The sequence below is a fragment of the Oceanicola sp. 502str15 genome (assembly GCF_024105635.1).
Taxonomy (GTDB): Bacteria; Pseudomonadota; Alphaproteobacteria; order Rhodobacterales; family Rhodobacteraceae; genus Vannielia.
This window is the reverse complement of the sequence record NZ_WYDQ01000002.1, coordinates 23,777-46,056: the sequence shown is the minus strand read 5'-3', so window position 1 is coordinate 46,056 and position 22,280 is coordinate 23,777. Positions and strand designations below refer to the sequence as shown.

Sequence of the window (22,280 nt, the reverse complement as noted above, 5' to 3'; positions counted from 1 at the left end):
ATGAAACGCATGACCCAAGCTCTTGCCATCACGCTCGCCCTGTTCCCGGCGGCACAGGCCCTCGCAGAGGCAACGGCGATCGACGTGCGCAAGACGAACGGATGCGGCTGCTGCCTCTCGTGGATGAACCATCTCGAAGAGAACGGTTTTGCGCCGACCGGCCAGGACATGAACGGCGGGCTGCTGGTACGTTTCAAGCTCGACAACGGCGTGCCGCAGCGCATGGTCTCCTGCCACACCGCGCTCATTGATGGCTATGTGATCGAAGGCCATGTCCCGGCCGCTGACATCCGCCGCCTTCTCGAGGAGCGCCCGGACGCCGTCGGTCTCGCCGTGCCTGGGATGCCCTATGGCTCGCCCGGTATGGGGCCTGAAGATGACCGCGAGGCCTATGATGTCTTCCTCATCCGCGAGGACGGGTCGACGGAAGTCTTTTCGAGCTACGCCGAAGGATAATCTGGCCCGCCCATGGAAAATCTGTCCCCGATCATGCTCGGCTTTCTCGGAAGCCTCGCCGCCGGATCGCTTACGGCGGTCGGAGCAGCTCCCGTGCTGTTCGGGCGCATCCCGTCGCGGGCCACACGCGATCTGTCGCTCGGCTTCGCTGCCGGTGTCATGCTGTCAGCCTCGTTCTTTTCGCTGATCATCCCGGCATTAGATGCCGCAGAGCCGATGTTCGAGAACGGCGCGATGCCTGCGGCCATCGTATGCGTTTCGATCCTTCTGGGCATGGGGGCTGTCGCCCTGATGAACGAAAAGCTGCCGCACGAGCATTTCAAGACGGGACGCGAAGGGCCCGAAGCGGCGTCATTGCGGCGGGTCTGGCTGTTCATCATCGCGATCACGATCCACAACTTTCCCGAGGGTCTCGCGGTCGGGGTCGGGTTCGGTTCCGGTGGCATGGAAGGTGGCCTCCCACTCGCCATCGGCATCGGCTTGCAGAACGCGCCCGAAGGATTGGCCGTCGCGGTGTCGCTACTGGGCGAGGGATATCCGAAGCTGCGCGCCTGGGGCATTGCGGCGCTGACTGGCATGGTCGAGCCGATTGGCGGTCTGCTCGGGGCCGGCATCATCACACTGTCGGAACCGCTGCTTCCATGGGGTCTGGCCTTTGCCGCGGGCGCAATGCTCTACGTCATTAGCCACGAAATCATCCCCGAAACCCATCGCAGCGGCCATCAGAACAGGGCGACGCTCGGTCTCGCAGTCGGGCTCGTTCTGATGCTGTTCCTTGATGTCTGGTTGGGATGAGGCAATGTCACTAAACAAGGTATCTCCGATGATCGGCGTCTTCGCAGCGCTTGCTGCGTTCGCGATCGATCAGATCACCAAAGCCATTGTCGTTGCGAATGCCGTCACTTTAAGCGCCGGGATTTCCGTGTTTCCGGGATTCAACCTCGTCTTTTATCGTAATTACGGCGTGACTTTCGGGATGCTGGGCGGCGCTCCGTGGTGGAGCCTCATCGCTCTCGCTCTTGCCATCTGTGTTTGGCTGGGGGTTATGCTGTTTCGCGCCGAAAATGCGGTCGAAACACTTGCCTATGGCGCGATCATTGGCGGAGCCTTGGGCAATGTTATCGATCGTGTGCGGTATCGGGCTGTAACAGACTTTCTCGATTTCTACATTGGCACAACACATTGGCCTGCCTTCAACATGGCCGATATACTTGTTGTAAGTGGCGTGGGGCTCTTGCTCGCCGCGCCATGGATCAGCGCGCGGCGTTCGATCAAGTCGTGAAACCGAAAATTCTGAACCGCATCGCTCTACGCCACCGTTTGCTTTCGCGGATGACGCTTGGTTTCGCCGCCGGGGCGCTGACCGTTCTGACTTTCCCGCCTTTCTCGCTTCTCCTGCTCGTTCCCGTTGCCTATTCCGCGTTCTTTGTCGGTCTTTGCGATCTCTCCCTAGGGCGTGCTTTCCTCGTCGGCTGGGCGTTTGGTCTTGGCCAGTTCGGTTTCGGGATTTCGTGGATTGCAGAGAGTTTCTACGTCGAGGCCGAGCGGTTCGGGGCGATGGCGATCCCGGCTGTCGCGGGATTGTCCGCAGGTCTCGCAATTTTCCCAGCCATTGCCGCAGCGCTCTTCGCCGAAATCGCGCGGCGCGGAGCCCTGGGTAGTCTCCTCGCCTGCCTCCTGTTCACGACCTCCTGGACCGCGACCGAGTGGTTGCGTGGTCACGTTCTGACAGGGTTTCCCTGGAACCTCGCCGGCTACGCACTTGCCGACTACGCCGCCCTTCGCCAGACCGCCGCCTGGGTCGGAAGCTATGGGTTAAGCTTTCTCAGCGTGTTCGTCGCGGCACTTCCCGGCGCGGCTGTCATGACGTCCGGGCGGCAACGATTGACCGTTTCGCTCATGGCGCTGGCCGGCATCGCGACGATGTGGGCTGTCGGTACGCTTCGCCTCCAGTCGGATGCACAACAGCCACCCGGTGTCGACCTGCGCATCGTCCAGGGCAACATTCCACAAGAGGAGAAATGGGCGCCCGAGAACCGCGAGGCGACCTTCGCGCGCTATGTTGAGCTTTCAACCCAGCCCGGCGATTTCGACGTACTTCTTTGGCCGGAAACCGCCTTTCCGGGTTTCCTCGATGAGGATACGGAGGCGCGGGATCGCATTGCCGCAGCGCTACCAGACGGCAGCATGCTGCTCACCGGGGTGCCGGACCGTGTACCGAGCGAGGATGGCACCCGATATTTCAACACGGTCCAGGCTTTTGGCGAGACCGGCAGAATCCTGACCGGATACGCGAAACACCATCTCGTACCCTTCGGCGAATATGTGCCATTCCGTGGCTGGTTGCCCATCGAGCGACTCACGGCGGGTCTGGGCGATTTTACGCCCGGACCGGGCCCGCGAACGCTTGCGCTTCCGGGTGTGCCCCTGGTCGCCGTGGCGATCTGCTATGAGATCATCTTCCCAAGCCATGTGGTCGACGACCTGTTCAGGCCGGACTGGATTTTCAACGCGACAAACGACGCCTGGTTCGGCACCAGCATCGGACCCGAGCAGCATCTGGCTTCCGCACGGATGCGCGCCGTAGAGGAAGGCCTTCCTGTCATCCGAGCCGCGAATACGGGCATCTCCGCGGTCATCGACGCGAACGGTGACCTCGTCGCGCGGCTCGGCAACAGAGAAACCGGTATAATAGATGCGGCTCTGCCCTCTGCTCATCCGTCAACGCTATATGCGCGCTTCGGCGACTGGGCGCTGCTGGCTCTCATCTTCACTACTTGGGCCGTGGGACTGGCTGCAGGTCTGGTCGGCACACACCGGTGCAACAAGAGAACACGAACGGAGAAAAAGTCATGCTGGTAATCGCGGGCATTGTCGCGGGTGCGATCTGGGGTGGATATCTGGCGCGACGCCGAAAAGGAAACCGGCTGGATATCCTCCAGTATGCGGCGAGTTCGGCGATCGCCTTCGGTCTTCTCACCTATTTCGTTTCGGTGGTCCTCTTGCGCATCTTTGCATGAGAAGGGTTTCGAAACGGCACCGACGTGAGACGTCTTTTCAACATATTACTGTACGGGTTCTTGGCGATCTGTATCACGGCATCGGTTGGTTCCGGGTTGGTCTATTTTCTGCTGAGCGCATCCGTTCCCGACTACAACGAGGACTTCTCGGTAGCAGGCTTAGGTGGACCGGTCGATATTCTGCGAGATGCCTCGGCAATCCCGCACATTACCGCGAGTTCCGCCGCGGATGTCTATTTCGCGATCGGCTTCGTTCATGCGCAAGACCGACTCGGTCAGCTGTTAAGGGCAAGGCGAATGGCCGAAGCTTCTTGGCCATCCGATGAGACATTGTCCGTTGCGCCAGCGGTCTCAGACGCGCTCGAATCCTATGCCGCCGGCGTCAATGCGTGGCTCGAGCTGGTGTCGGCGGGAGGGCGCGGCAGAGGCTCGCCGGAACTGTTGATCGCAGACGAACGGTCGATCGATGCCTGGACACCTGGCGATAGCCTGAGGATTGCCCGGTCTTTTCTGAATGGCCTGCGACCGGAAAGCGCACGGAAAGGAACGCCGAGCTTATCAAGTGCAATTATACCGTCGGATCGACCAAAAGTGCTCGAACTATTTGCGACTGATCCGCAGCAGCGCCTCGATGCATGGGCGATAGACGGTGACCGAACCGCTGCCGGGACACCAATTCTCGCCGCCGATATCAGCGGTTCCCTGTCGCTGCCCTCGGAATGGTATCTCGCCGATCTTCAGTTTTCGACAGGGCCGGCCATAGGGGCCACGATGCCGGGCGTACCTTTCGTTATTGTCGGTCGCAATACGCGCGTCGCCTGGGCCTTCCGGTCACTTCCCGTGCCAGACGAGGAGGCACCAAGGGGGCCGTCACCCGTGCAGGCGGCAGGTTTCCTGACGATGCTGGAGCTGTTCACGCGTTCGGCCGACGCGACCGATGCCATCGGAGTTGCCGCAGACATGTTGCCGAAAGGCATGGAGGCATTGGCCATTGACCGAGAGACCGTTGCCCGATGGCCAAAAGAGGAAGCCGTACGAGCGTTGTCATTTCGCGACATTCGACTGGCGGAGCTTGAAGCGCGGCAATCGATCTTCTCGACTGAAGGCGCCATCGGTGTTCAAAGGGACACCGTAAGTACCGTGGCGCGAACCCTGCTGCCCCTGATGGCGAAGGAGCTTTGGTTCGTGCAGTCCAGAGACAGCATCGAAGGCACCGATGCGAACGACCTTCGTCGTGAACTACTGGACAGGCTTGCGTCGTGGAATGGCGACATGGATCGCTATTCACCGGAACCTCTGCTGTTCTGGACTTGGCTCCGGGCTTTGCAGCAGCGCATTTTGAAAGACGAATTTCCGGCAGCGCAGCAACTCTGGACCCGTCCGAACCCGAACTTTCTTTATGCGGTACTCAGCGATCGTCGCGGTAGCGCAATCTGGTGCGACATCCGCCTATCCTCACCTCGCGAGACATGCGAGGAGCAGGTTCGCGTGGCCCTGGATGATGCCCTTGGCTGGCTGGTCGATCGATATGGGCGCGATCCCTCGACGTGGACCTGGGGGGAGGAGCATAGATTGGACATGCAGTGGTCGCCGATCAGTTCACGTGGGTTGCTGACCGACCTGCTGTCCCTTCAAGCGCCGATTTCAGGCGATCCGTTTACGCAATTCTTGACATCATTTGGTGTTGAAGAAGACCGTCCATTCCTTGTGAGTGCCGGAAGCAATTTTCAGGCGGTCATGTCGATATCGGAAGCAGCGGGATCATACTACATCACGCCCGCCGGACAGTCGGGACATCCGCTATCTCGATTCTACGACAATCTCTTTCCCTCGTGGATACAAGACGAATACCTCGCCATGTCGACCGATCTGTCACTGGCCCGTGGCGGCGCTTCCGGGATCTCGCGGCTCACACCGGCTACCTCCGACAACCCTCGGATGAGCGAGGGCCAGAGCGAATGATCACAAACTTCTTCTTTCTTTACGACCCTTTCGGCTATGTGCTGTCACCGGTGTCGCTCATTGTTGTCGGTCTTACAGTATGGCTGTTTTTGCGTGGGCTCAAAATACACGCTCGCTGTCTCGGAAGGGTTTCTGGTTGGCGTCGAACCGCCTTCTTTGTCGGCCTCGCGGCCGTCCTCGTCGCGACGAATGGGCCGCTCGCGCCATTGGGGCACAGTCTGTTTTCGGTACATCAGGTCGAGCATCTTCTTCTGCGACTGGTAGGACCGCTTCTTATCGCGGTTTCTCAGCCCTGGCTTGGCCTTCAAGCCGGATTGAAAAGGGAATGGCGCCGACGCCTTGCCGCGATTGGGCGTGCGCGTATCCCGCGATTCTTGGCGTTTCCTGCATCTGCCACCTCCTTGTTGATTGGTGCGCTTTTCGTCTGGCAGATCCCGATGATCTACGCCCTTACACAACGTATTGCGGCGATGGAAGCGCTGGCACATCTGTCTATGGTGCTTGCTGGGCTTTGGTACTTTGCTATGCTGTTCGATCTGCGTGATCCGCCTGAAGGAGCGCGGCGCGGCGCTCGGCTGATGTCAGGGTTCGTGGTGATCGTTTCCAACATCTTTCTGGGCTCCCTGACAACGCTCAAGGAGGTGCCCCTCTATGGATCAGAAATCATCGCAGCGAGCGGTGGTCGACTTCGCGCCCTGGCTGACGAGACAATCGGTGGCTACGTAATCTGGGTCCCGTCGTCGATGGTTCTCATCGCGGCAATCATTCTGGTGCTGAACGGCTGGAACGCGGCGGAGGAACGGCGCTGGACGTCCCGCTACGACCTGATGCGCCAATCGAATGCGGCGGCGCTCGAGTTTCCGGAAACCGCGGAGGAACTGCGTCTGAAAGTAGAGAAGCCGAACCGGGACATGGGCCGTACGCTCGCCCTTGGCGCATTCTCCATGTTCATGGTTGTCATGATTACCGTCGTGACCATCGTCTATGCCCTCGGATAGATTGAATTCGACATGAGACCAGACGCATTCTTCTCCGCTAGGGCCAGCCTGTTTCGCCACTGCCACGGCTGGACACATATTGTAGTGTCCTTACGCGTACCGGGTGCTTGCGCTGGCCCCCGGCGGCGAGCGTCACTTTAGCCGTGATCGCCATCGAAGTGATCAACGTGGCCCTGTACCGACGATTTTCCTGATCTGACGGAAGATCATCTCCTCCCATCAGGCGTAGATGTCGATCGGTGTTCCGTCTTTCACCATTGCATAGATGTCCTCGATCTGCCGATCTGTGACCGCGATGCAGCCAGCTGTCCAGTCGCGGACATCCGTTGGGTCGATCCCTGGGCGTGGACCACCATGGATGAAGATGTCGCCGCCGGGGGAAAGGCCCTGCGCTTCAGCGAAGGCTATGTCGGCCTCATTCGGATAGGAGATGCCAACCGAAAGATGATACGTACTGTCGGGGTTGCGCTTATCGACTACGTAAGCGCCCTCAGGGGTCCGGCCGTCTCCCTCGAATTGCTTGTGACCCTCAGGAGCGAAACCCAGCCCGACCGGATAGGTTTGCAATACGCGATCGGCTCCGTCCAGAACAAGCAAACGCTGCCCCTTGTAAAGCCGAACACGGGTCACCTCGGGTCCGCCATAGCTGCGGAACTTGCTGGCACAGCCAGACAAAAACGCTGCCAACCCGCCCAACAGGACGGCGCGGCGGGGAAATCGGATGGTTTTCACTGCTCGATGCCTCTTTCGTGAGGTCTGATATGGACATTACGTTACCTTGCAAATGCTGCGTGATCAATGTCCGTGGGCAAGCGCGGCCTTTGCGATCTCTGGACCAACCTGCTCACCGCTGAATGCCTTGAGGGCCTACCGCAGCGCCTTAAGGGCGACCGGCAGGGAGGCCACGGCAAGCCTTAATCGAACAACTCGTGAAGCCAGGATTTGCGCCGATAGCCGTGCTTGCCGTCGCCGCCGCCGTGCTTTCCGCGCCGGTAGCCGCGATCATCGTCGTAGCCGCGCGGCTCAGGCACCCGCTGAGGCGCCACATCGGGTGCCGAACGCTCGATGATCTTGTCCAGTTCGCCCCGGTCGAGCCAGACACCCCGGCAATCGGGACAGAAGTCGATCTCGATCCCCTGGCGGTCGGTCATGCTCAAGGGCACCTCGCAAACCGGACACATCATCCTGCCCTTCACGCTCATGTCTCGTCTCGGCTCCTTTCCGGGTTCTCCCAGTTCAATGACCATGTGCCAGCGCCCCTTTGGCCAAGCCTTCGCCAACCTGTTCACCGCCGGACGGCGGCGCCTTGGCCTCTTGGCTGTTAAGCAGGCGCAGGGCGTTGGCCACCACCAGCAATGACACTCCTACGTCGGCTGCAATAGCGCCCCACATCGATGCCAGTCCGAACGCGGTAGCGACAACGAAAACGCCCTTGGTCGCCAAGGAAATACCGATGTTCTGATGGATAATCGACATTGTCCGGCGCGAATGACCGATCAGCCAAGGCACCTTGCCGAGGTCGTCGGTCATCAGGGCAATATCCGCCGTCTCGATTGCCGCGTCCGAACCAACAGCGCCCATCGCGATGGCGTAATGCGCGCGCGCCATGGCGGGGGCGTCGTTCACCCCGTCGCCGATCATGGCCACCATGTCATGCGTTTCGACCAGTTCTTCGATGGCTGTCACCTTGTCTTCGGGCAAAAGCTCGGCACGGACCTCGTCGATGCCGACCTCGGCTGCAACGGCGCGCGCTGTCCGCTCGTTGTCGCCCGTCAACATGACGATGGTCTTCACGCCTTGCGCGTGGAGCTGTGCCACGATGCCCTTGGCGTCGGGGCGGATACGGTCGCGCAATTCCAGGATGCCGGTCACGCCGGTGTCGTCGCCCACGGCAACAAGGGTGCTGCCAGCCCCTTCGATGCGGTCGCGCAGATCCTTCGGAATGGCGTCGCCGAAACCCTTCTCCTCGGCAAACCGGTCGGACCCTAGCCAGATCGACCGGCCGTCTGTGCGTCCTTCAAGTCCCCTACCGGGAACGGTTCGGGTGTCTTCCGCGGCGGACACATTGATGCCGTCGGCTTCTGCCCGCGCGAGAATGGCACGCGCCAAGGGATGCGAGGAACGTGCCTCCAGCCCAGCGGCGAGGGTCATCAGATCTTGCGCCGATGCTTTGCCCAGCGGATGCACCGCCGCCACCTCGGGCTCGCCCATGGTGATCGTGCCGGTCTTGTCCATGGCCAATGCAGTGGTCTTGCCCGGTGCCTCAACATATGCACCGCCCTTGATCAGCACCCCCGCCCGCGCAGAGGCGGTGAGTGCAGCGACGATGGAGACCGGTGTCGAGATGACCAGAGCACACGGGCAGGCGATCACCAGCAGCACGAGTGCATTGTAGAACCAATAATCCCAGGCCCCACCGAAAATGAGCGGCGGCAACAGGGCAATTGCGATGGCGAGAGCCATGACGATAGGCGTGTAGATGCGGGCAAATTTCGCCACCCACTGCTCCACCGGCGCGCGGCGGGCATGGGCGTCGCCGACCATGCGGATAATCTTGGCCAACACGGTGTCCGAGGCGGCCTTCGTGGCGCGCACCGTCAGTGTGCCTTCGCCGTTGATCGTACCGGCATAGACATCGTCGCCCCGTTCCTTTGGGACCAGCGCACTCTCTCCGGTGATTGGCGCCTGATCGACGGCCCCTGCCCCATCGACAACCTCACCATCCAATGGGATGCGGTCTCCGCCGCGCACGACGAAACGTGCGTTGATAGCAACCGCGGAAGCCGGTACGTCCGCTTCCGAACCGTCATCATAAAGAATTCTTGCCGTCGGCGGCGCCAGGTCCAGCAGAGCTGAAACCGCATTCCTCGCACGCCCGACGCTCCAGCTTTCGAGGAAAAGCGAGAGCGAGAAGAAGAACGCAACCGTCGCCGCCTCGAAAAATTCGCCGAGGCCAATTGCACCCGCGACTGCGACTACCATGAGCAGGTTCATGTCGGGCGACAGCCGCCGTGCGGACGACCATGCCTTGGGCGCCACGAGCCAAACACCGAACAGGATCGCAACCGCGAATAGCCCTGCCTCGACCAGTGGCATCGGCGCTTCGCCGTGCCCTGCGAAGAGGCCGAGTGCCCCCCCCATGCCGGTCTCGATGATGTGCCACAGAAATCCCGCGGCCCAGAAGCCGCCACTGAGCGCCGTAAACAGCCGCTGGCGTGCAAGATGGGCCGCCTGGTCGACCGACGCGTTTTCGGCATCCCAGGGCTTGGCGGTCATGCCGGTGCTTGCGACCAGCTCTGCAACTTCGCCGTCCGATACACTCTTGGCGCTGTCGAGAATAGTCATCCGTCCATTGATGATGTCGAACGCGAGATGCTCGGCCCCGCCGATCTTCGGGCCGACCACCTTGTTCAGGATTGCTACCTCCTCGGCGCAATCGAGGCCGGACACCTGAAAACTGCGCCCGCCCGCTGGCGCGGGCGTCGTCGGAACGATGTCGCCGCACGTTCCGGCGCTCCCGCAGCAGCTGCCGCCGCTTGTCTGGGCATCTTCGGCGTGATCGTGGTCGTGACGATGGGTGTCGGACGGCATGAATGGACCTCTGGATTCGGGTGCTTTACCATGACATAGCCCCTACAGTAGCTAGAGCTTCAAGAGCAGAATACGGTGGTATTTCAGTTTGTTTTATTGCTAGAGGATGCGGCGACCGGCTCCATCACGCCTTGAGGCATGAACAGCCGCTGCAAAGAAAAACAGTCACGAAAGGAAGCTTGATGCGGGTTTTGATGCTGAAGCAAAAAATGATGGTTGCAGTGGTGCTGTCGCTTACGGCCGGATGCGCAGTCCAGCCGACTGGGCCAGGCGACGCGGCAGACCAGCGGGGCAACGTTCCCGAAGCCGTGATTGCAATGGCTGCCCCGGATCAGGATGTTGCAACCGCGCGCTTGGTGCCCGAGGACGGGTGCTACTGGTACGAACACAGCGGCCCCGTTGAAACGACCTTGCTGCCGCTGCGCACGGCGAACGGCAACCCTATCTGCGTCGCGCGGGAAGTGTGACGACGACCCGCACGTCACATCAATGCGCTGAGAGCTACTTACCTCATTCAACTTCTCGCGGTAACGCTGTCCTCAGCCGAATAAAGATGTGCTGTCGATCCGATCTCGACGTTCGGATAAAGCTCGTTGATGTGTGCCATAACCATCCGCACGCAACCCGAACTCGCACGACCGCCGATGCTTCTCGGATAGGGTGTGCCGTGTATCCGAAGATAGGTGTCGCGATCACCGACATAGAGATAGAGCGCCCGCGATCCCAAGGCGTTTTGAGGCCCGGGTTCCATTCCGTCGGCCCATCTTGCGTTTTCGGGATCCCGCTCGATCATATTCTGTGTCGGCGTCCAGTGCGGCCACCTGACCTTGCGCTTGATGTTATAAACACCTGGCTCGTAGAGGTTGCCCCGCGCGATCGCCACGCCGTAGCGCATCGCGGTTCCACCCTCCTCAATGTGGTAGAGATACCGCGCGACCGCATCGACATGGATGTCTCCCGGCACGAGGCCGTCCTTCGCGTCCACACGCTGAGGCAAGAAACGTGGGTGTAGTCCCCAAGGGTTTGACGTGGCCGGATCGAAGCCGGGCGGGCTGACTTGCGCGTCCCATTCAGCCTTCTGCGCCTCGGTGGGCCAGCTATCGGCAAACACAGGGTTGGCCACAGTCGCCGAAAAGAGCGCTGTTGTCGTTTGAATGAAGTGTCGTCTTGTCAGCATGTCGTACCCTTTCGGTTCCCACCGGCGATCAATGGCAAGAACGATATACATTCTCGTCGACTAGATAGGACTTCTAGTGGCTAGAGGTTCAAGGGCAAATTTTCGTGAACGCATGCACGCGACTCTGGTAGCACATGCTTGCCTTGCGGTCGGGTTAACGGCCAACCAGGTCAGGTCCGAATTAGCGTGGTAAAGCGGGAGTCGGGGGGCGGAATAGGACAGATTTGCCGAATTGGTCCCCCGGTGGATCGGCTTTGGTCGAAAGATACTATCCTGACACCCTGTCGATCTTCACCCGCCCGTGTCATTGGCCGAAACTTCGGCTTGGAACTCACGTTGTCGCTCAGGCCAGGTGCTCTTGATGTAGACGAGGATAGCCGCGATCTCTGCGTCTGTCAGATCCTCTCCGAAGGCCGGCATGTCGCTCTCGTATCCCGGCACGACGGCCCCGACCCCGCCTTTAGTGATCTGAAAAAGCATGCGGTCTGAATGGTGCCAGGTGTGGCCTGTGTCATCATGCGGCGGGGCCGGCATTCTTCCCGTGTCAAGACGACGACGCCAATCGGGCTGGCCTTCGAGGTTCGCACCATGGCAACTGGCGCAGTTGTCCGCATAAAGCCGTTGCCCTGCCGTGACCTCGGCTGCAAGCACGGGCTCTCCCAAAAACGTCAGTCCCTCGACACGCGGGTCCACCGGTTCCGATTGGGCCAGCACCACGAGGCCGGTGGCCGCGAGCGTGGACACTAGGGCAGCGAGGTGCACTGACCGCCTGACCGTACCCTTCGCCAGTCGGTTCTTTGGCCCCTTATTCATCGGCATAGATTGAGATTCCTTCCGGGCCAAAGGCGTAGGTCCTTAGCGTGCCTGACTTGACCGCAGCCATCCCGGGTGCATTCGCGGGCATTCCCGGCAAGGTGATACCCGTTATCGCCGGACGGGTTTCCAGCAGCCGCTCGATGATGTCGACGGGGACGAGACCGCTGACATAGTAGCCGTCGATCTCGGCCAAGTGGCAGCCGATGCCCTGGGCGGGCACACCGACTTCGACCGAGCGTTTGTCGAAGTCGCGGTCATCCACACGCGTTACGGTAAAGCCGTGTTCTTCGAGATAATCCCCATAGGCATCACAGCAGCCGCAGCCCGGATCGCGCCAGATGGTGATCTGCCTTTCGCTGCCCGCCAGACCGGGTGCCACATCGTCTGTCGCTTGCGCCCAGGCCGATGTGGTCAGGCCCACCATTCCGACAATGCCGCTGCCAATCAGACCAAGCGCGTTTCTTCTCTGCACCCTATTTTCCATCATCGTTCTCCAGTTTCGATCCAGGTTGCGCCGCCGTCACGGCTGATTTTCAAGATGCCGCCCAACAGGGCAGCGATGTAGGTCTCGTTTCTTGAATGAACCGCAACAGTGGTCGCAGCATTGCTGGCCCGCTTTTGCCAGATGACTCCGCCGTCCTGCGATGCCCAGAGGCCCGAAGGCAGCGCGGCATACATCACTTCCGGCGCCGAGGGGGCGCTGGCCAGCGACAGGATCGGTTCACCGCCTGGCAATGGCGCTTCGGACGGTGGGGCTTCACCCGCAACCAATGAGTCCATCGCGTTGCCTGGCCGCACGTCCTGCCAGCGACAAAAGCAATCGGGCACCCGCGCAAGGCCAACCTCGGTGCCCGCATAGATCCAGATACCGCCCATGCCGGTCTCAAGCTCGACCGAAGCCAGAGCAAGAGGATCGCGCTCTGCGTCGTCGAGCCAAGGGCGGTCCATGGCGAGCGACCAGGTTGCACCGGCGTCCTCGCTCTTCCACAACCCGTCGCCGCGAACCGAGGCATAGATCATGTCCGGGTTCCGCGAGGCGATGGCAACGGCATTGATCTCTCCGTCAGGCAGCCCAGCGTCGCTGACGCGCCACGAAGCGCCCCCATCTTCGGAAATGCTGACACCGCCCTTGGCCAACCCTGCGACCACACGGCCGGGCCGGTCGCGATGGGTCGCCAGCGACAGCACGTTCCCCGGTGTTTCTGTCGCGGTCCAAGTCCGGCCGCCATTATCACTGACGAACAGCCCTCCTCTCGCCAGCAGGATGGTATCGCCATCAAAGGCAAGAGCCGCTGGATCACCATCGCTCGCCGCGAGTGCGAACCCCGGCAACATCGAAGCGACGCCGATACTGAGTGCCGCGGTGAGTACCTTGCGCCGGTTTGGCCGACATCCAATCTCAATCGACTTCAATCTGCATGCTCCTCTGCTCATGCGACGCGGATCACGCCCATCATCCCGGCCGCCTGGTGCTCGAGGATGTGGCAATGGAACATCCAGTCTCCGGGATTGTCGGCGACCAGGGCGATTTCCAGCTGCTCGCGCGGCGCGATCAGCACGGTATCTTGCCATTCGCGGAAATCGGTCGGCACCCCATCGCGGCTGATGACTCGGAAGGAGTGGCCGTGCAGGTGGATCGGATGGTCGAAGGCAGTGGCGTTCGTCATTTGGAGGATATGGCTCGCGTCGCGCTCCAATGTCAGGAAGGGGTCGAGCATGTGCCCTTCGGCGGCGACGCCATTGACGAACCACATGCCGCCACCCACAACGCCACCCATCATTCCGCCCATCATGCTGCCGGACTGGCTCAGGCCCATCTGGCGCTCGACCATGGCGCCCATCATGCCCCCGGTGAACAGGATTTCATGACGACGGGCTGCGTTCAGATCAGGTTCGATCAGTGGATTGGCTGGAAGGGCAATTTCCCATTCCGGCGGCGTGGCACGCAGGGGCGTTTCGTCAAAGACGACATCCAGCAGGTTGAATTCATTGTCACGATAGGCGCGGTCGACGATTTGCAGCCTGGTTCCGGGGTCGGCAGGGCAATCGAGCATGATGTCCGCACGCATCGCCGGGCCAAGAACCACGACACCGTCAGGCGCAGCGTGCGGGGTGACCGGCTGGCCGTCGAGTGCAATGATGCGCGCGGAAAGGTCGCCGAAGTCGAGCGCGAAGATGCGGGCGTTCGCGGCATTGATCAGCCGCAACCGGATACGTTCGCCTTGCCGCACCGCGAAGACATCGGGAACACGCCCATTTATCGTGACAGTATTGCCCAGACGGCCCGCATGGCTCATGTCCATGGCTGCGCCGAAGTCATCCGCGATCGATGCGTCCTGCGTCAGCCGCCAATCGTCCAGCATCCAGGTGACATCGCGGTCGACCTGCGGCGGGTTGGGTTCGTCGATGATGAGCGGTCCGGCCAGCCCACGTCCGACCTGCTCGAAACTGCGCTGGTGGGGGTGATACCAGAAGGTTCCGGCATCGATCGCGTCGAACTCGTAGGTGAAGGTTTCTCCGGGTGCGATCGGCTTCTGCGTCAGGTGTGGAACCCCATCCATCGCGTTCGACAGACGAAGTCCGTGCCAATGGACGGTGGTTTCCTCGTCCAGACCGTTTGTGACGGCGATGCGCAGCCGATCGCCTTGCCGAGCCCGTAGCTCCGGGCCGGGAACCTGGCCGTTGAAGCCCCAAACGGGGGTTGCGGGATAAGGTTCTGGGACCAACCTTGCCTGTCCCGGCGCGGGGCGCAGCGAAAAGCTGCGGATTTGCGGCTCGGCGCGCAGAGGCTTTCCGAAAGCCGTGGCGCCGATACCCGCCAAGGACGTTGCAAGAAAAGATCGGCGACTGAAACGGGAACTGATTTGGGAGGACATGGATGAACACTCTCTGATTTCACTGTAAGCCGCCAAAGCAATTGCGCGGCGATGTTCATGGCCCCGCGCAAACGCCCATTTGAGGGCGTCCGGCACGGAGAAACACACGAAGCGCAATCAGCCGCCGTGTGTCAGATCAGAGGTAGAATCGAGGAGGTTGCTGGGCCGGGGGGCCGGATATTCCGTGCGGAACGTCCACGAGCTGGATTTCATGGGCTGCGGTGGCAGCGATCGGGCTGGTACCAGCCGGGATCGAAAGAAGAGCGGCCATTCCCGCAGCATTGCACACAAAATCACAGACGGAACCCATCTTACCGTCTTCCAAGCTGCCGCAGGCGTCGCAATCGTCCATCGCCATCATGCCGCCATCCGTGGAGACCATTGACGAGGCCATGGCAATTGAGCCAGCAGACTGCGCGACCGCGCCGATGGCAAAAGCCACCAGCGAGAGGATACAGATAAGGCGTGCCCAACGTCTCATGATCTTGATCTACTACCCGCGCGATCCGAATGAAAGCGGCACAATATCACGTTTCTTGGAACATCCGAAGGTTGGCTTGTTCAAGTCCTCGGCAAAACGACTTGTTTCAGCGGCAACCACCCGCCCATGACCGCTTGGAAAAGGCCGCGAACAGGGCAAGCGTCCGTTCGCTGACATGGTGCTCGACGCCTTCGGCATCGCGTTCCGCGGTCTCGGGATCGAGCCCGAGGCTCAGGAGAAACCGCAAGACGATCTCGTGGCGATGTCTGCATTCCTTGGCAAGCGTCCGACCTTCCTCAGTCAGGAAGACCGAGCGGTATTTCGCGCGAGTGATCAGGCCGTCCCGCGCCAGACGGCCAAGCGTCTTGGCGACTGTTGGCGCGGTCACGCCCATGCGTGTCGCAATATCGACCGGCCGGGCCTCGCCGTTCTCGTGGATGAGTTCGGCGATCAGTTCGACATAATCTTCCGCCACTTCACTGCGCCGCGCTTCGCGCACACCGATGAAGGCCTCGGCGCGGGATTCGACCGCACGTGCCTCTGCCTCGTTTGAGTCAAGGTTATCATCATCCGTCATGCCGTCACCCTCGCACGATCGGGATTGACTCGTAAAGCCTAAGCGATGATTGTTAGCCGAAGCTAACTTTTTGCGCCGGGACTTTGGCCTGCGTGTCATCTGAGGGGACATCGTCCATGCCTGTCGATACCAGCAAGCGAGGGCGCGATGTGTCGTCCGCCGTGGAGACATCTCGGCCCACAGCGCCACCTGCGATGGTCACGGAGCCAGTATCGGCGTCGCGACGCGCGTTGTTGGTCAGCGGTCTGGTGGCTGCCGGCGGAGCGGCCGTGGCCGCGAGCCGCGCGCAATCCCAGGCAACGCCCGACCCGATGGCGGGGCATGCGATGTCCGGCGGGGCGGTCGATCCGTATTCGGCCCATGACAGTGGCATGGCGCATGGCAACATGACGATGGTCGGCCAAGTCGACCACGCCCGGAACGGGTTCGACCCGACGGCCATGCTGACCGACTGGGAGACCGGTCGCACCGAAGTCCTGCCGGATGGGCGCACGTTGCGAACGTTCGAGGTGGACGCCATCGACGTGGAGATCGAGATCGCTCCCGGCGTTTTCTTTCCCGCCTGGACGTTCAACGGCCGCGTGCCAGGCCCCGCCCTGCGAGCGAAGGAGGGCGAACGACTGAGGATCGTCTTTCGCAACCTCGGGTCACACCCGCATTCCATGCATTTTCACGGCATTCACTCGGCGCGGATGGACGGCGTTCAAGGCGCCGGGCTGATCGATCCGGGCGAGGAGTTCGTTTACGAATTCGATGCCAAGCCCTTCGGCTGCCACCTCTACCATTGCCATACCCTGCCACTGAAACGGCACATGCACAAGGGCATGTACGGCCTTTTCGTGGTCGATCCGGATCCGGCGCGCCACCCCGAATTTGCGGCCGTTGCGGCGTCGCGTGTGCTGGGCAGCCCGGAAAACGCCGAATGGCAGGAACTGGCGATGGTGATGAACGGCTTTGACACCAATTTCGATGGTGAGAACGAGGTCTATGCCGTAAACACGGTCGGCCAAGCTTACATGAAGGCGCCGATCCGGATCGACAAGTCGCGCCCGGTGCGCATCTACCTCATGAACGCGACCGAGTTCGATCCGATCAACTCGTTCCACCTGCATGGGAATTTCTTCGACTATTACGACACCGGCACCCAGCTCACGCCGACCCTACGCACGGTCGATGTGATCATGCAGTGTCAGGCGCAGCGCGGCATCCTCGAGTTCAGCTTCGCCGATCACGAGGACGGGATGTATATGTTCCATGCGCACCAGGCCGAGTTCACCGAACTTGGCTGGATGGGCTTTTTCGACGTGCGAGAGGCCGGAGCATGACCGATCATATCCAACGCAGCCGCCCGCCAATGACCCGCCTGCTTCTCGTCCTCGTGCCGCTGGCCGTCATGCTGGGCGCCTTTGTCTGGATCGCCTCGCTCGATCCCTTGCGCGGCTTCAACAACGGCGCCCCCCCGGTCGAGGCGCTGACCGTCGAACGGACGATCCTCGATAGGTCGGGGATATCGCTCAGGGTGCGCGCCGGCGGATCGGAAGCGATGGTGGTCGCGCAGGTTGCCGTGGATGATGCATACTGGACCTTCACGCAGGAACCGGCGGGGCCGATTGCCCGCGGCGATGCGGTCTGGCTGCGCATTCCCTATCCGTGGGTCCTTGGCGAGGCCCATCATATCAATCTGCTGACGAACACAGGCGCGACCTTTGGGCACGAGATCGCGGTGGCAGTTTCGACGCCAAGTCCCACCTGGGGGCAACTTCGGCTCCAGGCGGTGATCGGGGCGATCGTCGGCCTTTTGCCGGTAGCGCTTGGCCTGATGTTCTATCCGGCCATGAAGGGCGTCGGGCAAAGGGGGATGAACTTTCTGCTGGCGCTGACGGTCGGGTTGCTGGCCTTCCTGCTGATCGACACCATATCCGAGGCACTGGAGCTATCGGCAGAAGCGGCCGCGATATTCCAAGGTTCTGCCATGGTCTGGCTGGCGGCGCTTACAAGCTTTCTTCTATTGATGGCTATCGGGCGCTGGCGCGGCAATCCGGAAGGCATCGCGCTTGCGTTCTACATTGCCCTCGGGATCGGGCTTCACAACTTCGGCGAAGGGCTGGCAATCGGCGGCGCATTCGCCGCCGGGTCGGCGGGGCTTGGAACTTTCCTCGTCCTAGGCTTTGCCTTGCACAATGTCACCGAGGGCATAGGCATCGCCGCCCCGATGCTTCGTGCCCGGCCAACGCTTTGGACGTTTGCCGCTCTGACCCTGCTCGCCGGTGGCCCGGCCATCCTCGGAATGTGGGCGGGCAGCCTTGCCTATGCGCCGCAATGGTCGGCACTGGCACTCGCCGTCGGAGCGGGTGCGATCCTGCAAGTCATGGTCGAGGTCAGCGCCTACCTTGTACGTCAAAACGCCGACAGGCAGGCGGCGCTGATGTCACCAGCCGTACTGGTCGGGTTTCTGGGCGGCATCGCCTTCATGTACGCGACGGCGGCATTGATCAAGATCTGAGCGGTGATCGGCTGTTTCGGCTTCATGGGGCGGTCGCCCAGCTCTATAAACTGACCCCGTCTGTCCACGGGGGACTGTTGCATTGTTTCTCGTGGTGCACGGTAGCCCAGCAGGACGCCAGGGTCATGCAGCGTTCTCAAACAGCCCGCGGATGAATTCGATCTCGCCCTTGACGCCTGGCTTCTTGCGATGGATGTGCCCGCGTTTGATTGTGCGGATTGTCTCGATGCCGCTGAGGGTCGCCTTGGCCGATCGCAAGGATCGAAAGCTCTGCCGGTATCCGAGTAGCCGTTTCATCGCCGCGTGATCGCTCTCGATCAGATTGTTGCGCCACTTCCGATCGATATGCCGGATGCTGTCAAAGTGAGGATCATACTGGTGATTGAGCTCTCGAATGACGCGCCGATAGCTGTGCGCCTTGTCCGTCACGATTGTAGCTGGCCGGTGCAGCCGAACACGCTCGATGGCCTTTTTTAGGAAGGCCCTCGCCGCCTTGGCGTCGCGTCGCGCGGTGAGGCGGAAGTCGACCATCTGGCCGTTGGCATCGATGGCGCGCCAGAGATAGCGCCACTTGCCACCGACGCGGATGTAGGTTTCGTCGACATGCCAGTCTATACTCGCACGGCGCAGGTGTTTCTCGGTGCGCCGGGTCAATTCGGGGCCGAACTTCTGAACCCAGCGACAGATGGTCGACCGATCAACGGTGACATCGCGCTCTGCCAGGAGATCGACCACATCCTGATAGGATAGTGGATAACGCAGGTACCAACGAACAGCACACAAGATGATCTCACGCGGAAAGCGATGATGCTTGAACGGGGATTTTCGCGGCATGTCCAACCTCAAAAGCGCAAAAGTGGCCAAACCAACCGATTAATGCAACAGTCCCGTCAGGTGCGAGTTGCGCAACAGCGCCGCATGGGTTGTGCGCTACTCTACCATAATACCCCACAAATGAAGATCATGCGATAACCCACTGAAAAACAATGTCTTTCTAAGGGTTCGTGCAGGCCTTCCGCAGCAGCGTAGCATCTCGGCCCCACCACCCCACTTTGCCGGACGGGCCTTGGAAACAACGCCCGTGCCGCCCTTACCCGCGGATAAGTTCAGCCCAGCCCGTCGATCAACGACGCCACCGCCCGCTCCAATCTCGCCCGGTCGATCGAGGAAAAATCCCTGTCCACCTTGATCTCTAGCCGTCCCGGCCCCGCGGTGCACTTCACCTGCCCGGCGCTGCTGCCAATGTGGAAGGTGGTCTTGGTCTTGCTCGCCTCCCCCTCGGCCCGCGCCCTGCCCTTCCGGCTTGGCGCCCGCACCGCCTCCGCCTCCGGCGAAAGCGCCCGCCGCAGCACCGCCTGCTCCGCCTCCGCGTCACCCTCTTCCAGCGCCGTCAGCTCGCCACGCAGCCGCGCCACCAGCTCCGGCCGCTCCTTGATCTCCCGCGCCAGCGACACCCCGAGCGCCCGCGGAATCTCCGTCGGAAACCGGAGCGCATCGCCCATCTCGTCGAGCAGGAAGGCAAAGGAGCGGATGTAGCTGCGCTTGGAATAGGGCGAGGACTGGAACAGCGCCGCCACCGCCGAGGTGAGGTCGTCCACGTCCGTCTGCGGGTCCGCCGCATAGTTCTGAGCCGCCCGCGCCATCTCGGCAAAGGAGAGGTCCTTGCGCACCACGTTCTCGTCGACCATCCGCCGGTAGAGCCCGGCAATGTCGGCCTCCCCGCCCATAATCAGCGCCGGGATCCGCGCCCAGGCCCCCTCCCCCGTCTCGTCCCGCAGCCGCGTGTAGGCCAGCAGCCGCCGCTGCCCCTGCACCAACTCGTAGCCGCCGCCATCCGGGCGCGGCAGCACCCGGATCGGGTTCGACAGGCCCAGCTCGCGGATCGAGGTCACAAGGTCGTCCAGCTCCAGGTCCTCCCCCGGCATCCGGTCGCGCAGCAGCAGCCGCGTGTGGACCTCCTCCAGCGGCACATCCTGCACCACGTGCCCGGCTTCCCGCAGCGCCACATACTCATGCGCCAGGGCGTCGTTCTCCTCCCGGATCGCTTCCGCCGCCGTGCGCCGCGCCTTCAGCGCATCCGCGTTCTCCACGATCGCCGAGGCCATCGGTCCGCGCCGTCCGGTCGCCGATTTCACTTCCGGCGCCGCCTGCTCCTCCGGCATCTCGATATCGAATACCCGCCGCTTCTTGCTCATGCCTCAGCTCCCTCGATCTCGGTCTTATCCGCGGGTAAGCCCGCCTCTCCCATCGCCCGCCAATGCGGCAGCATCACCCCCTCGAACTCATCGAACGCCCGGTCGAAGCTCGCCCGCGCGCGCCGCCATGTCTCCCGCGTCATCTCGCGGTAATCCATCTCGTAGATCGAATTGAGGAAGCGCCCCGATTGCTCCACGGCCCGCGTCATCTCGATCGGGTGCTCCGCCAGCCGGTCCCCGAAGACCTTCCCGAACGCGTCGAACATCGCCCGGTGCAGATCGTTCCCCGGCTCGTAGCGGGTCAGCAGAAAGCGCACGTCATGGAACGCCTTGGGCAGCTTCACCTTATCTGCCGATAAGGTATCGTCAAACCCGTCCGCGAGATCGCCAAGCGCCTCCGAAAGCTGGCCGATGAAGGAGGTGGTGCTGTCATACTCCCAGTAGCCGGGGCCAGAGGGAATATAGAGCATGTCCGCCGCAAAGACCGCATTCATCGACTGGTAGCCGATGGCCGGCGGGCAATCGAAGAACACCAGGTCCCACTGGTCCTCCGGCAGCTGGTCGAGGAAGCGGTTCACCGCCGCGAAGAACGACCATTCCGGGTTCAGGTGCCGATACTGGGCCGAGGCAAACTCGACGAAGGCCGCGTTGGCACAAGAGGGGATCAGGTCGATCGTCGGCCAGTTGGTTGGCTGGATGAAGTCCGCGATCCGCAGATCCTGCAGCCCCAGGTCGGTGATACTGCTCGGAATCCCGCGCTGGGGCAGGGCGGCCCCGCTCGCCGCGCCGCTCGGCGCGTTGTTCTGGGCCTCCGTCTCGCGCACCAGGTCCCGCGCCATGATCCCCCAGACGGTGCGCTCCTCGCTCACGTCCGTCAGCCCCATCGAGTGGCTTAGCGTCGCCTGCGGATCGAAATCCACGCAGAGCACCCGGTGGCCCTTCAATGCCGCCGCATGGGCGAAGTGCAGTGCCACCGTCGATTTCCCGGCACCGCCCTTGAAGTTGGCAATCGCGGTGCGGAAGGCGCGCCCCGCAGGCCGCTCCGGCATCAGCGACTTGCCCCGCGGTTTCAGCTTGCGCCGCAGCGTGTTCACCTCTTCCAGCGTGAACCACCGCTGCCGCCCATCCGGCTCCACCCGCCCGGCGGGCAGCGAAGGGTCCGCCGCCATCTTGCCGCGAAAGGTCGACTGGTTGAGCCCGAAGACCAGCTCCGAAACCTCCCAGGAGGAGAACCGTCGCAGCGTCTTCTCATTCTCCGGAGAGAAGGTCTGCTGCCGGATCCATCCCTGCATCTTGAGCGATTTCGTCTGGAGTTCTCTCAGATCATTATGTGTAAGCATGCTGCCTCGGACGTAGATTTCTGCCTGAGCGCAATTTACGCTGAATTTGCATTTCTTGTCGAGATTCATAAAATGAAAAGGGCAGGGCGGCTTATCCGGCGATAAGCCCCTGCGTCCAAGGGCTTCGAAGCGCCACCCGATTCGATTCGCCTACCCCCGTCCGGGGCCACTTCACCAGGGTCGGCCCGCCAGAATTGGGGTGACACAGAGACGACCCCCGCCACATCTTGGGGGGACATCGGGCCGCGATAGGGGGACATCCTGAACGTCCCCTAATACCAAGAACAT

23 protein-coding genes are annotated in these 22,280 nt (G+C 61.8%); 10 read left to right on the top strand and 13 right to left on the bottom strand.

The genetic code is table 11. The features are described from left to right. The 7 genes from GTH22_RS21195 to GTH22_RS21165 are packed head-to-tail and all read left to right on the top strand — an operon-like array spanning window position 1 to window position 6,436. Window positions 1–456, top strand: a complete 456-nt coding sequence (locus GTH22_RS21195; RefSeq protein WP_164193056.1) for a DUF411 domain-containing protein — start codon at window positions 1–3, stop codon at window positions 454–456. Between the two features lie 12 nt (window positions 457–468). Beyond that, the gene (locus tag GTH22_RS21190; protein ID WP_013959873.1) at window positions 469–1,251 is read left to right on the top strand and encodes a ZIP family metal transporter; all 783 of its coding nucleotides are present in this window, start codon (window positions 469–471) and stop codon (window positions 1,249–1,251) included. A 28-nt stretch (window positions 1,252–1,279) separates the two neighbouring features. Continuing rightward, complete coding sequence (lspA, locus tag GTH22_RS21185) at window positions 1,280–1,738, top strand: signal peptidase II (protein ID WP_164193059.1); 459 nt, start codon at window positions 1,280–1,282, stop codon at window positions 1,736–1,738. Beyond that, window positions 1,705–3,318, top strand: coding sequence for an apolipoprotein N-acyltransferase (gene lnt, locus GTH22_RS21180; RefSeq protein ID WP_252947730.1), 1,614 nt, complete (start codon window positions 1,705–1,707; stop codon window positions 3,316–3,318). The genes lspA and lnt overlap by 34 nt, the downstream gene beginning before the upstream one ends. After that, a complete protein-coding gene (locus GTH22_RS21175) occupies window positions 3,309–3,476 on the top strand; it encodes a hypothetical protein (RefSeq protein ID WP_009503847.1) in 168 nt (55 codons plus the stop codon). Before lnt ends, GTH22_RS21175 begins: the two co-directional genes overlap by 10 nt. Window positions 3,477–3,536: 60 nt before the next feature. Beyond that, entirely contained in the window at window positions 3,537–5,438 is a 1,902-nt protein-coding gene (locus tag GTH22_RS21170) for a penicillin acylase family protein (RefSeq protein ID WP_252947729.1), read from the top strand. Further along, complete coding sequence (locus tag GTH22_RS21165) at window positions 5,435–6,436, top strand: cytochrome c oxidase assembly protein (protein WP_066010418.1); 1,002 nt, start codon at window positions 5,435–5,437, stop codon at window positions 6,434–6,436. The genes GTH22_RS21170 and GTH22_RS21165 overlap by 4 nt, the downstream gene beginning before the upstream one ends. Before the next feature lie 219 nt (window positions 6,437–6,655). Here the strand turns inward: GTH22_RS21165 and GTH22_RS21160 are convergent, their stop codons facing one another. The 3 genes from GTH22_RS21160 to GTH22_RS21150 all read right to left on the bottom strand — a co-directional run bounded on the left by GTH22_RS21160 (window position 6,656) and on the right by GTH22_RS21150 (window position 10,027). Beyond that, window positions 6,656–7,168: a murein L,D-transpeptidase family protein gene (locus tag GTH22_RS21160; RefSeq protein ID WP_035367119.1), complete on the bottom strand. Its 513-nt coding sequence runs from the start codon at window positions 7,166–7,168 to the stop codon at window positions 6,656–6,658. A gap of 182 nt (window positions 7,169–7,350) precedes the next feature. After that, window positions 7,351–7,638, bottom strand: a complete 288-nt coding sequence (locus GTH22_RS21155; RefSeq protein ID WP_009503851.1) for a zf-TFIIB domain-containing protein — start codon at window positions 7,636–7,638, stop codon at window positions 7,351–7,353. A gap of 34 nt (window positions 7,639–7,672) precedes the next feature. Beyond that, entirely contained in the window at window positions 7,673–10,027 is a 2,355-nt protein-coding gene (locus GTH22_RS21150; protein ID WP_089851968.1) for a cation-translocating P-type ATPase, read from the bottom strand. Window positions 10,028–10,209: 182 nt separating this feature from the next. Between GTH22_RS21150 and GTH22_RS21145 the strand changes: the two genes are divergently transcribed. After that, on the top strand, window positions 10,210–10,494 hold the full coding sequence (locus GTH22_RS21145) for a hypothetical protein (protein WP_028095377.1): 285 nt from the start codon (window positions 10,210–10,212) through the stop codon (window positions 10,492–10,494). Between the two features lie 47 nt (window positions 10,495–10,541). Here GTH22_RS21145 and GTH22_RS21140 read toward each other — a convergent pair whose 3' ends face one another. From GTH22_RS21140 to mntR, 7 genes are all read right to left on the bottom strand, one after another. Beyond that, window positions 10,542–11,204 (bottom strand): L,D-transpeptidase, encoded by a 663-nt coding sequence (locus GTH22_RS21140; RefSeq protein WP_009503854.1) that lies wholly within the window; start codon window positions 11,202–11,204, stop codon window positions 10,542–10,544. A 291-nt stretch (window positions 11,205–11,495) separates the two neighbouring features. Beyond that, complete coding sequence (locus tag GTH22_RS21135) at window positions 11,496–12,017, bottom strand: c-type cytochrome (RefSeq protein WP_131821879.1); 522 nt, start codon at window positions 12,015–12,017, stop codon at window positions 11,496–11,498. Further along, on the bottom strand, window positions 12,010–12,504 hold the full coding sequence (locus GTH22_RS21130) for a DUF411 domain-containing protein (RefSeq protein ID WP_089851965.1): 495 nt from the start codon (window positions 12,502–12,504) through the stop codon (window positions 12,010–12,012). Before GTH22_RS21130 ends, GTH22_RS21135 begins: the two co-directional genes overlap by 8 nt. Then, a complete protein-coding gene (locus tag GTH22_RS21125; RefSeq protein ID WP_252947728.1) occupies window positions 12,504–13,433 on the bottom strand; it encodes an exo-alpha-sialidase in 930 nt (309 codons plus the stop codon). Before GTH22_RS21125 ends, GTH22_RS21130 begins: the two co-directional genes overlap by 1 nt. Window positions 13,434–13,450: 17 nt before the next feature. Further along, window positions 13,451–14,842 (bottom strand): multicopper oxidase family protein, encoded by a 1,392-nt coding sequence (locus tag GTH22_RS21120; RefSeq protein ID WP_252947727.1) that lies wholly within the window; start codon window positions 14,840–14,842, stop codon window positions 13,451–13,453. Window positions 14,843–15,032: 190 nt separating this feature from the next. Next, window positions 15,033–15,377 carry a hypothetical protein gene (locus GTH22_RS21115; RefSeq protein WP_164193071.1) on the bottom strand — a complete coding sequence of 115 codons (345 nt, stop codon included), beginning with the start codon at window positions 15,375–15,377 and terminating at the stop codon, window positions 15,033–15,035. Window positions 15,378–15,483: 106 nt separating this feature from the next. Further along, window positions 15,484–15,954: a manganese-binding transcriptional regulator MntR gene (mntR, locus tag GTH22_RS21110; RefSeq protein ID WP_164193074.1), complete on the bottom strand. Its 471-nt coding sequence runs from the start codon at window positions 15,952–15,954 to the stop codon at window positions 15,484–15,486. Between the two features lie 116 nt (window positions 15,955–16,070). Between mntR and GTH22_RS21105 the strand changes: the two genes are divergently transcribed. After that, window positions 16,071–17,279 (top strand): multicopper oxidase domain-containing protein, encoded by a 1,209-nt coding sequence (locus GTH22_RS21105; RefSeq protein WP_252947726.1) that lies wholly within the window; start codon window positions 16,071–16,073, stop codon window positions 17,277–17,279. Then, window positions 17,276–18,457 (top strand): metal transporter, encoded by a 1,182-nt coding sequence (locus GTH22_RS21100; protein ID WP_164193077.1) that lies wholly within the window; start codon window positions 17,276–17,278, stop codon window positions 18,455–18,457. Before GTH22_RS21105 ends, GTH22_RS21100 begins: the two co-directional genes overlap by 4 nt. Before the next feature lie 123 nt (window positions 18,458–18,580). Here the strand turns inward: GTH22_RS21100 and GTH22_RS21095 are convergent, their stop codons facing one another. The 3 genes from GTH22_RS21095 to GTH22_RS21085 all read right to left on the bottom strand — a co-directional run bounded on the left by GTH22_RS21095 (window position 18,581) and on the right by GTH22_RS21085 (window position 21,992). Further along, window positions 18,581–19,291, bottom strand: a complete 711-nt coding sequence (locus tag GTH22_RS21095) for an IS6 family transposase (RefSeq protein WP_252947725.1) — start codon at window positions 19,289–19,291, stop codon at window positions 18,581–18,583. A 272-nt stretch (window positions 19,292–19,563) separates the two neighbouring features. Next, window positions 19,564–20,652 (bottom strand): ParB N-terminal domain-containing protein, encoded by a 1,089-nt coding sequence (locus GTH22_RS21090; protein ID WP_252947724.1) that lies wholly within the window; start codon window positions 20,650–20,652, stop codon window positions 19,564–19,566. Then, the gene (locus GTH22_RS21085; RefSeq protein ID WP_252947723.1) at window positions 20,649–21,992 is read right to left on the bottom strand and encodes an AAA family ATPase; all 1,344 of its coding nucleotides are present in this window, start codon (window positions 21,990–21,992) and stop codon (window positions 20,649–20,651) included. Before GTH22_RS21085 ends, GTH22_RS21090 begins: the two co-directional genes overlap by 4 nt. Between the last annotated feature and the right edge of the window lie 288 nt (window positions 21,993–22,280).

What these genes read in the sequence shown, in the direction of transcription:
- GTH22_RS21135 (WP_131821879.1), bottom strand. Translation starts at nt 12,017, where the DNA reads ATGAATAAGGGGCCAAAGAACCGACTGGCGAAGGGTACGGTCAGGCGG.
- GTH22_RS21175 (WP_009503847.1), top strand. Translation starts at nt 3,309, where the DNA reads ATGCTGGTAATCGCGGGCATTGTCGCGGGTGCGATCTGGGGTGGATAT.
- GTH22_RS21150 (WP_089851968.1), bottom strand. Translation starts at nt 10,027, where the DNA reads ATGCCGTCCGACACCCATCGTCACGACCACGATCACGCCGAAGATGCC.
- GTH22_RS21130 (WP_089851965.1), bottom strand. Translation starts at nt 12,504, where the DNA reads ATGGAAAATAGGGTGCAGAGAAGAAACGCGCTTGGTCTGATTGGCAGC.
- GTH22_RS21105 (WP_252947726.1), top strand. Translation starts at nt 16,071, where the DNA reads ATGCCTGTCGATACCAGCAAGCGAGGGCGCGATGTGTCGTCCGCCGTG.
- GTH22_RS21115 (WP_164193071.1), bottom strand. Translation starts at nt 15,377, where the DNA reads ATGAGACGTTGGGCACGCCTTATCTGTATCCTCTCGCTGGTGGCTTTT.
- lspA (WP_164193059.1), top strand. Translation starts at nt 1,280, where the DNA reads ATGATCGGCGTCTTCGCAGCGCTTGCTGCGTTCGCGATCGATCAGATC.
- GTH22_RS21155 (WP_009503851.1), bottom strand. Translation starts at nt 7,638, where the DNA reads ATGAGCGTGAAGGGCAGGATGATGTGTCCGGTTTGCGAGGTGCCCTTG.
- GTH22_RS21140 (WP_009503854.1), bottom strand. Translation starts at nt 11,204, where the DNA reads ATGCTGACAAGACGACACTTCATTCAAACGACAACAGCGCTCTTTTCG.
- GTH22_RS21085 (WP_252947723.1), bottom strand. Translation starts at nt 21,992, where the DNA reads ATGCTTACACATAATGATCTGAGAGAACTCCAGACGAAATCGCTCAAG.
- GTH22_RS21090 (WP_252947724.1), bottom strand. Translation starts at nt 20,652, where the DNA reads ATGAGCAAGAAGCGGCGGGTATTCGATATCGAGATGCCGGAGGAGCAG.
- mntR (WP_164193074.1), bottom strand. Translation starts at nt 15,954, where the DNA reads ATGACGGATGATGATAACCTTGACTCAAACGAGGCAGAGGCACGTGCG.
- lnt (WP_252947730.1), top strand. Translation starts at nt 1,705, where the DNA reads ATGGATCAGCGCGCGGCGTTCGATCAAGTCGTGAAACCGAAAATTCTG.
- GTH22_RS21165 (WP_066010418.1), top strand. Translation starts at nt 5,435, where the DNA reads ATGATCACAAACTTCTTCTTTCTTTACGACCCTTTCGGCTATGTGCTG.
- GTH22_RS21190 (WP_013959873.1), top strand. Translation starts at nt 469, where the DNA reads ATGGAAAATCTGTCCCCGATCATGCTCGGCTTTCTCGGAAGCCTCGCC.
- GTH22_RS21095 (WP_252947725.1), bottom strand. Translation starts at nt 19,291, where the DNA reads ATGCCGCGAAAATCCCCGTTCAAGCATCATCGCTTTCCGCGTGAGATC.
- GTH22_RS21100 (WP_164193077.1), top strand. Translation starts at nt 17,276, where the DNA reads ATGACCGATCATATCCAACGCAGCCGCCCGCCAATGACCCGCCTGCTT.
- GTH22_RS21145 (WP_028095377.1), top strand. Translation starts at nt 10,210, where the DNA reads ATGCGGGTTTTGATGCTGAAGCAAAAAATGATGGTTGCAGTGGTGCTG.
- GTH22_RS21195 (WP_164193056.1), top strand. Translation starts at nt 1, where the DNA reads ATGAAACGCATGACCCAAGCTCTTGCCATCACGCTCGCCCTGTTCCCG.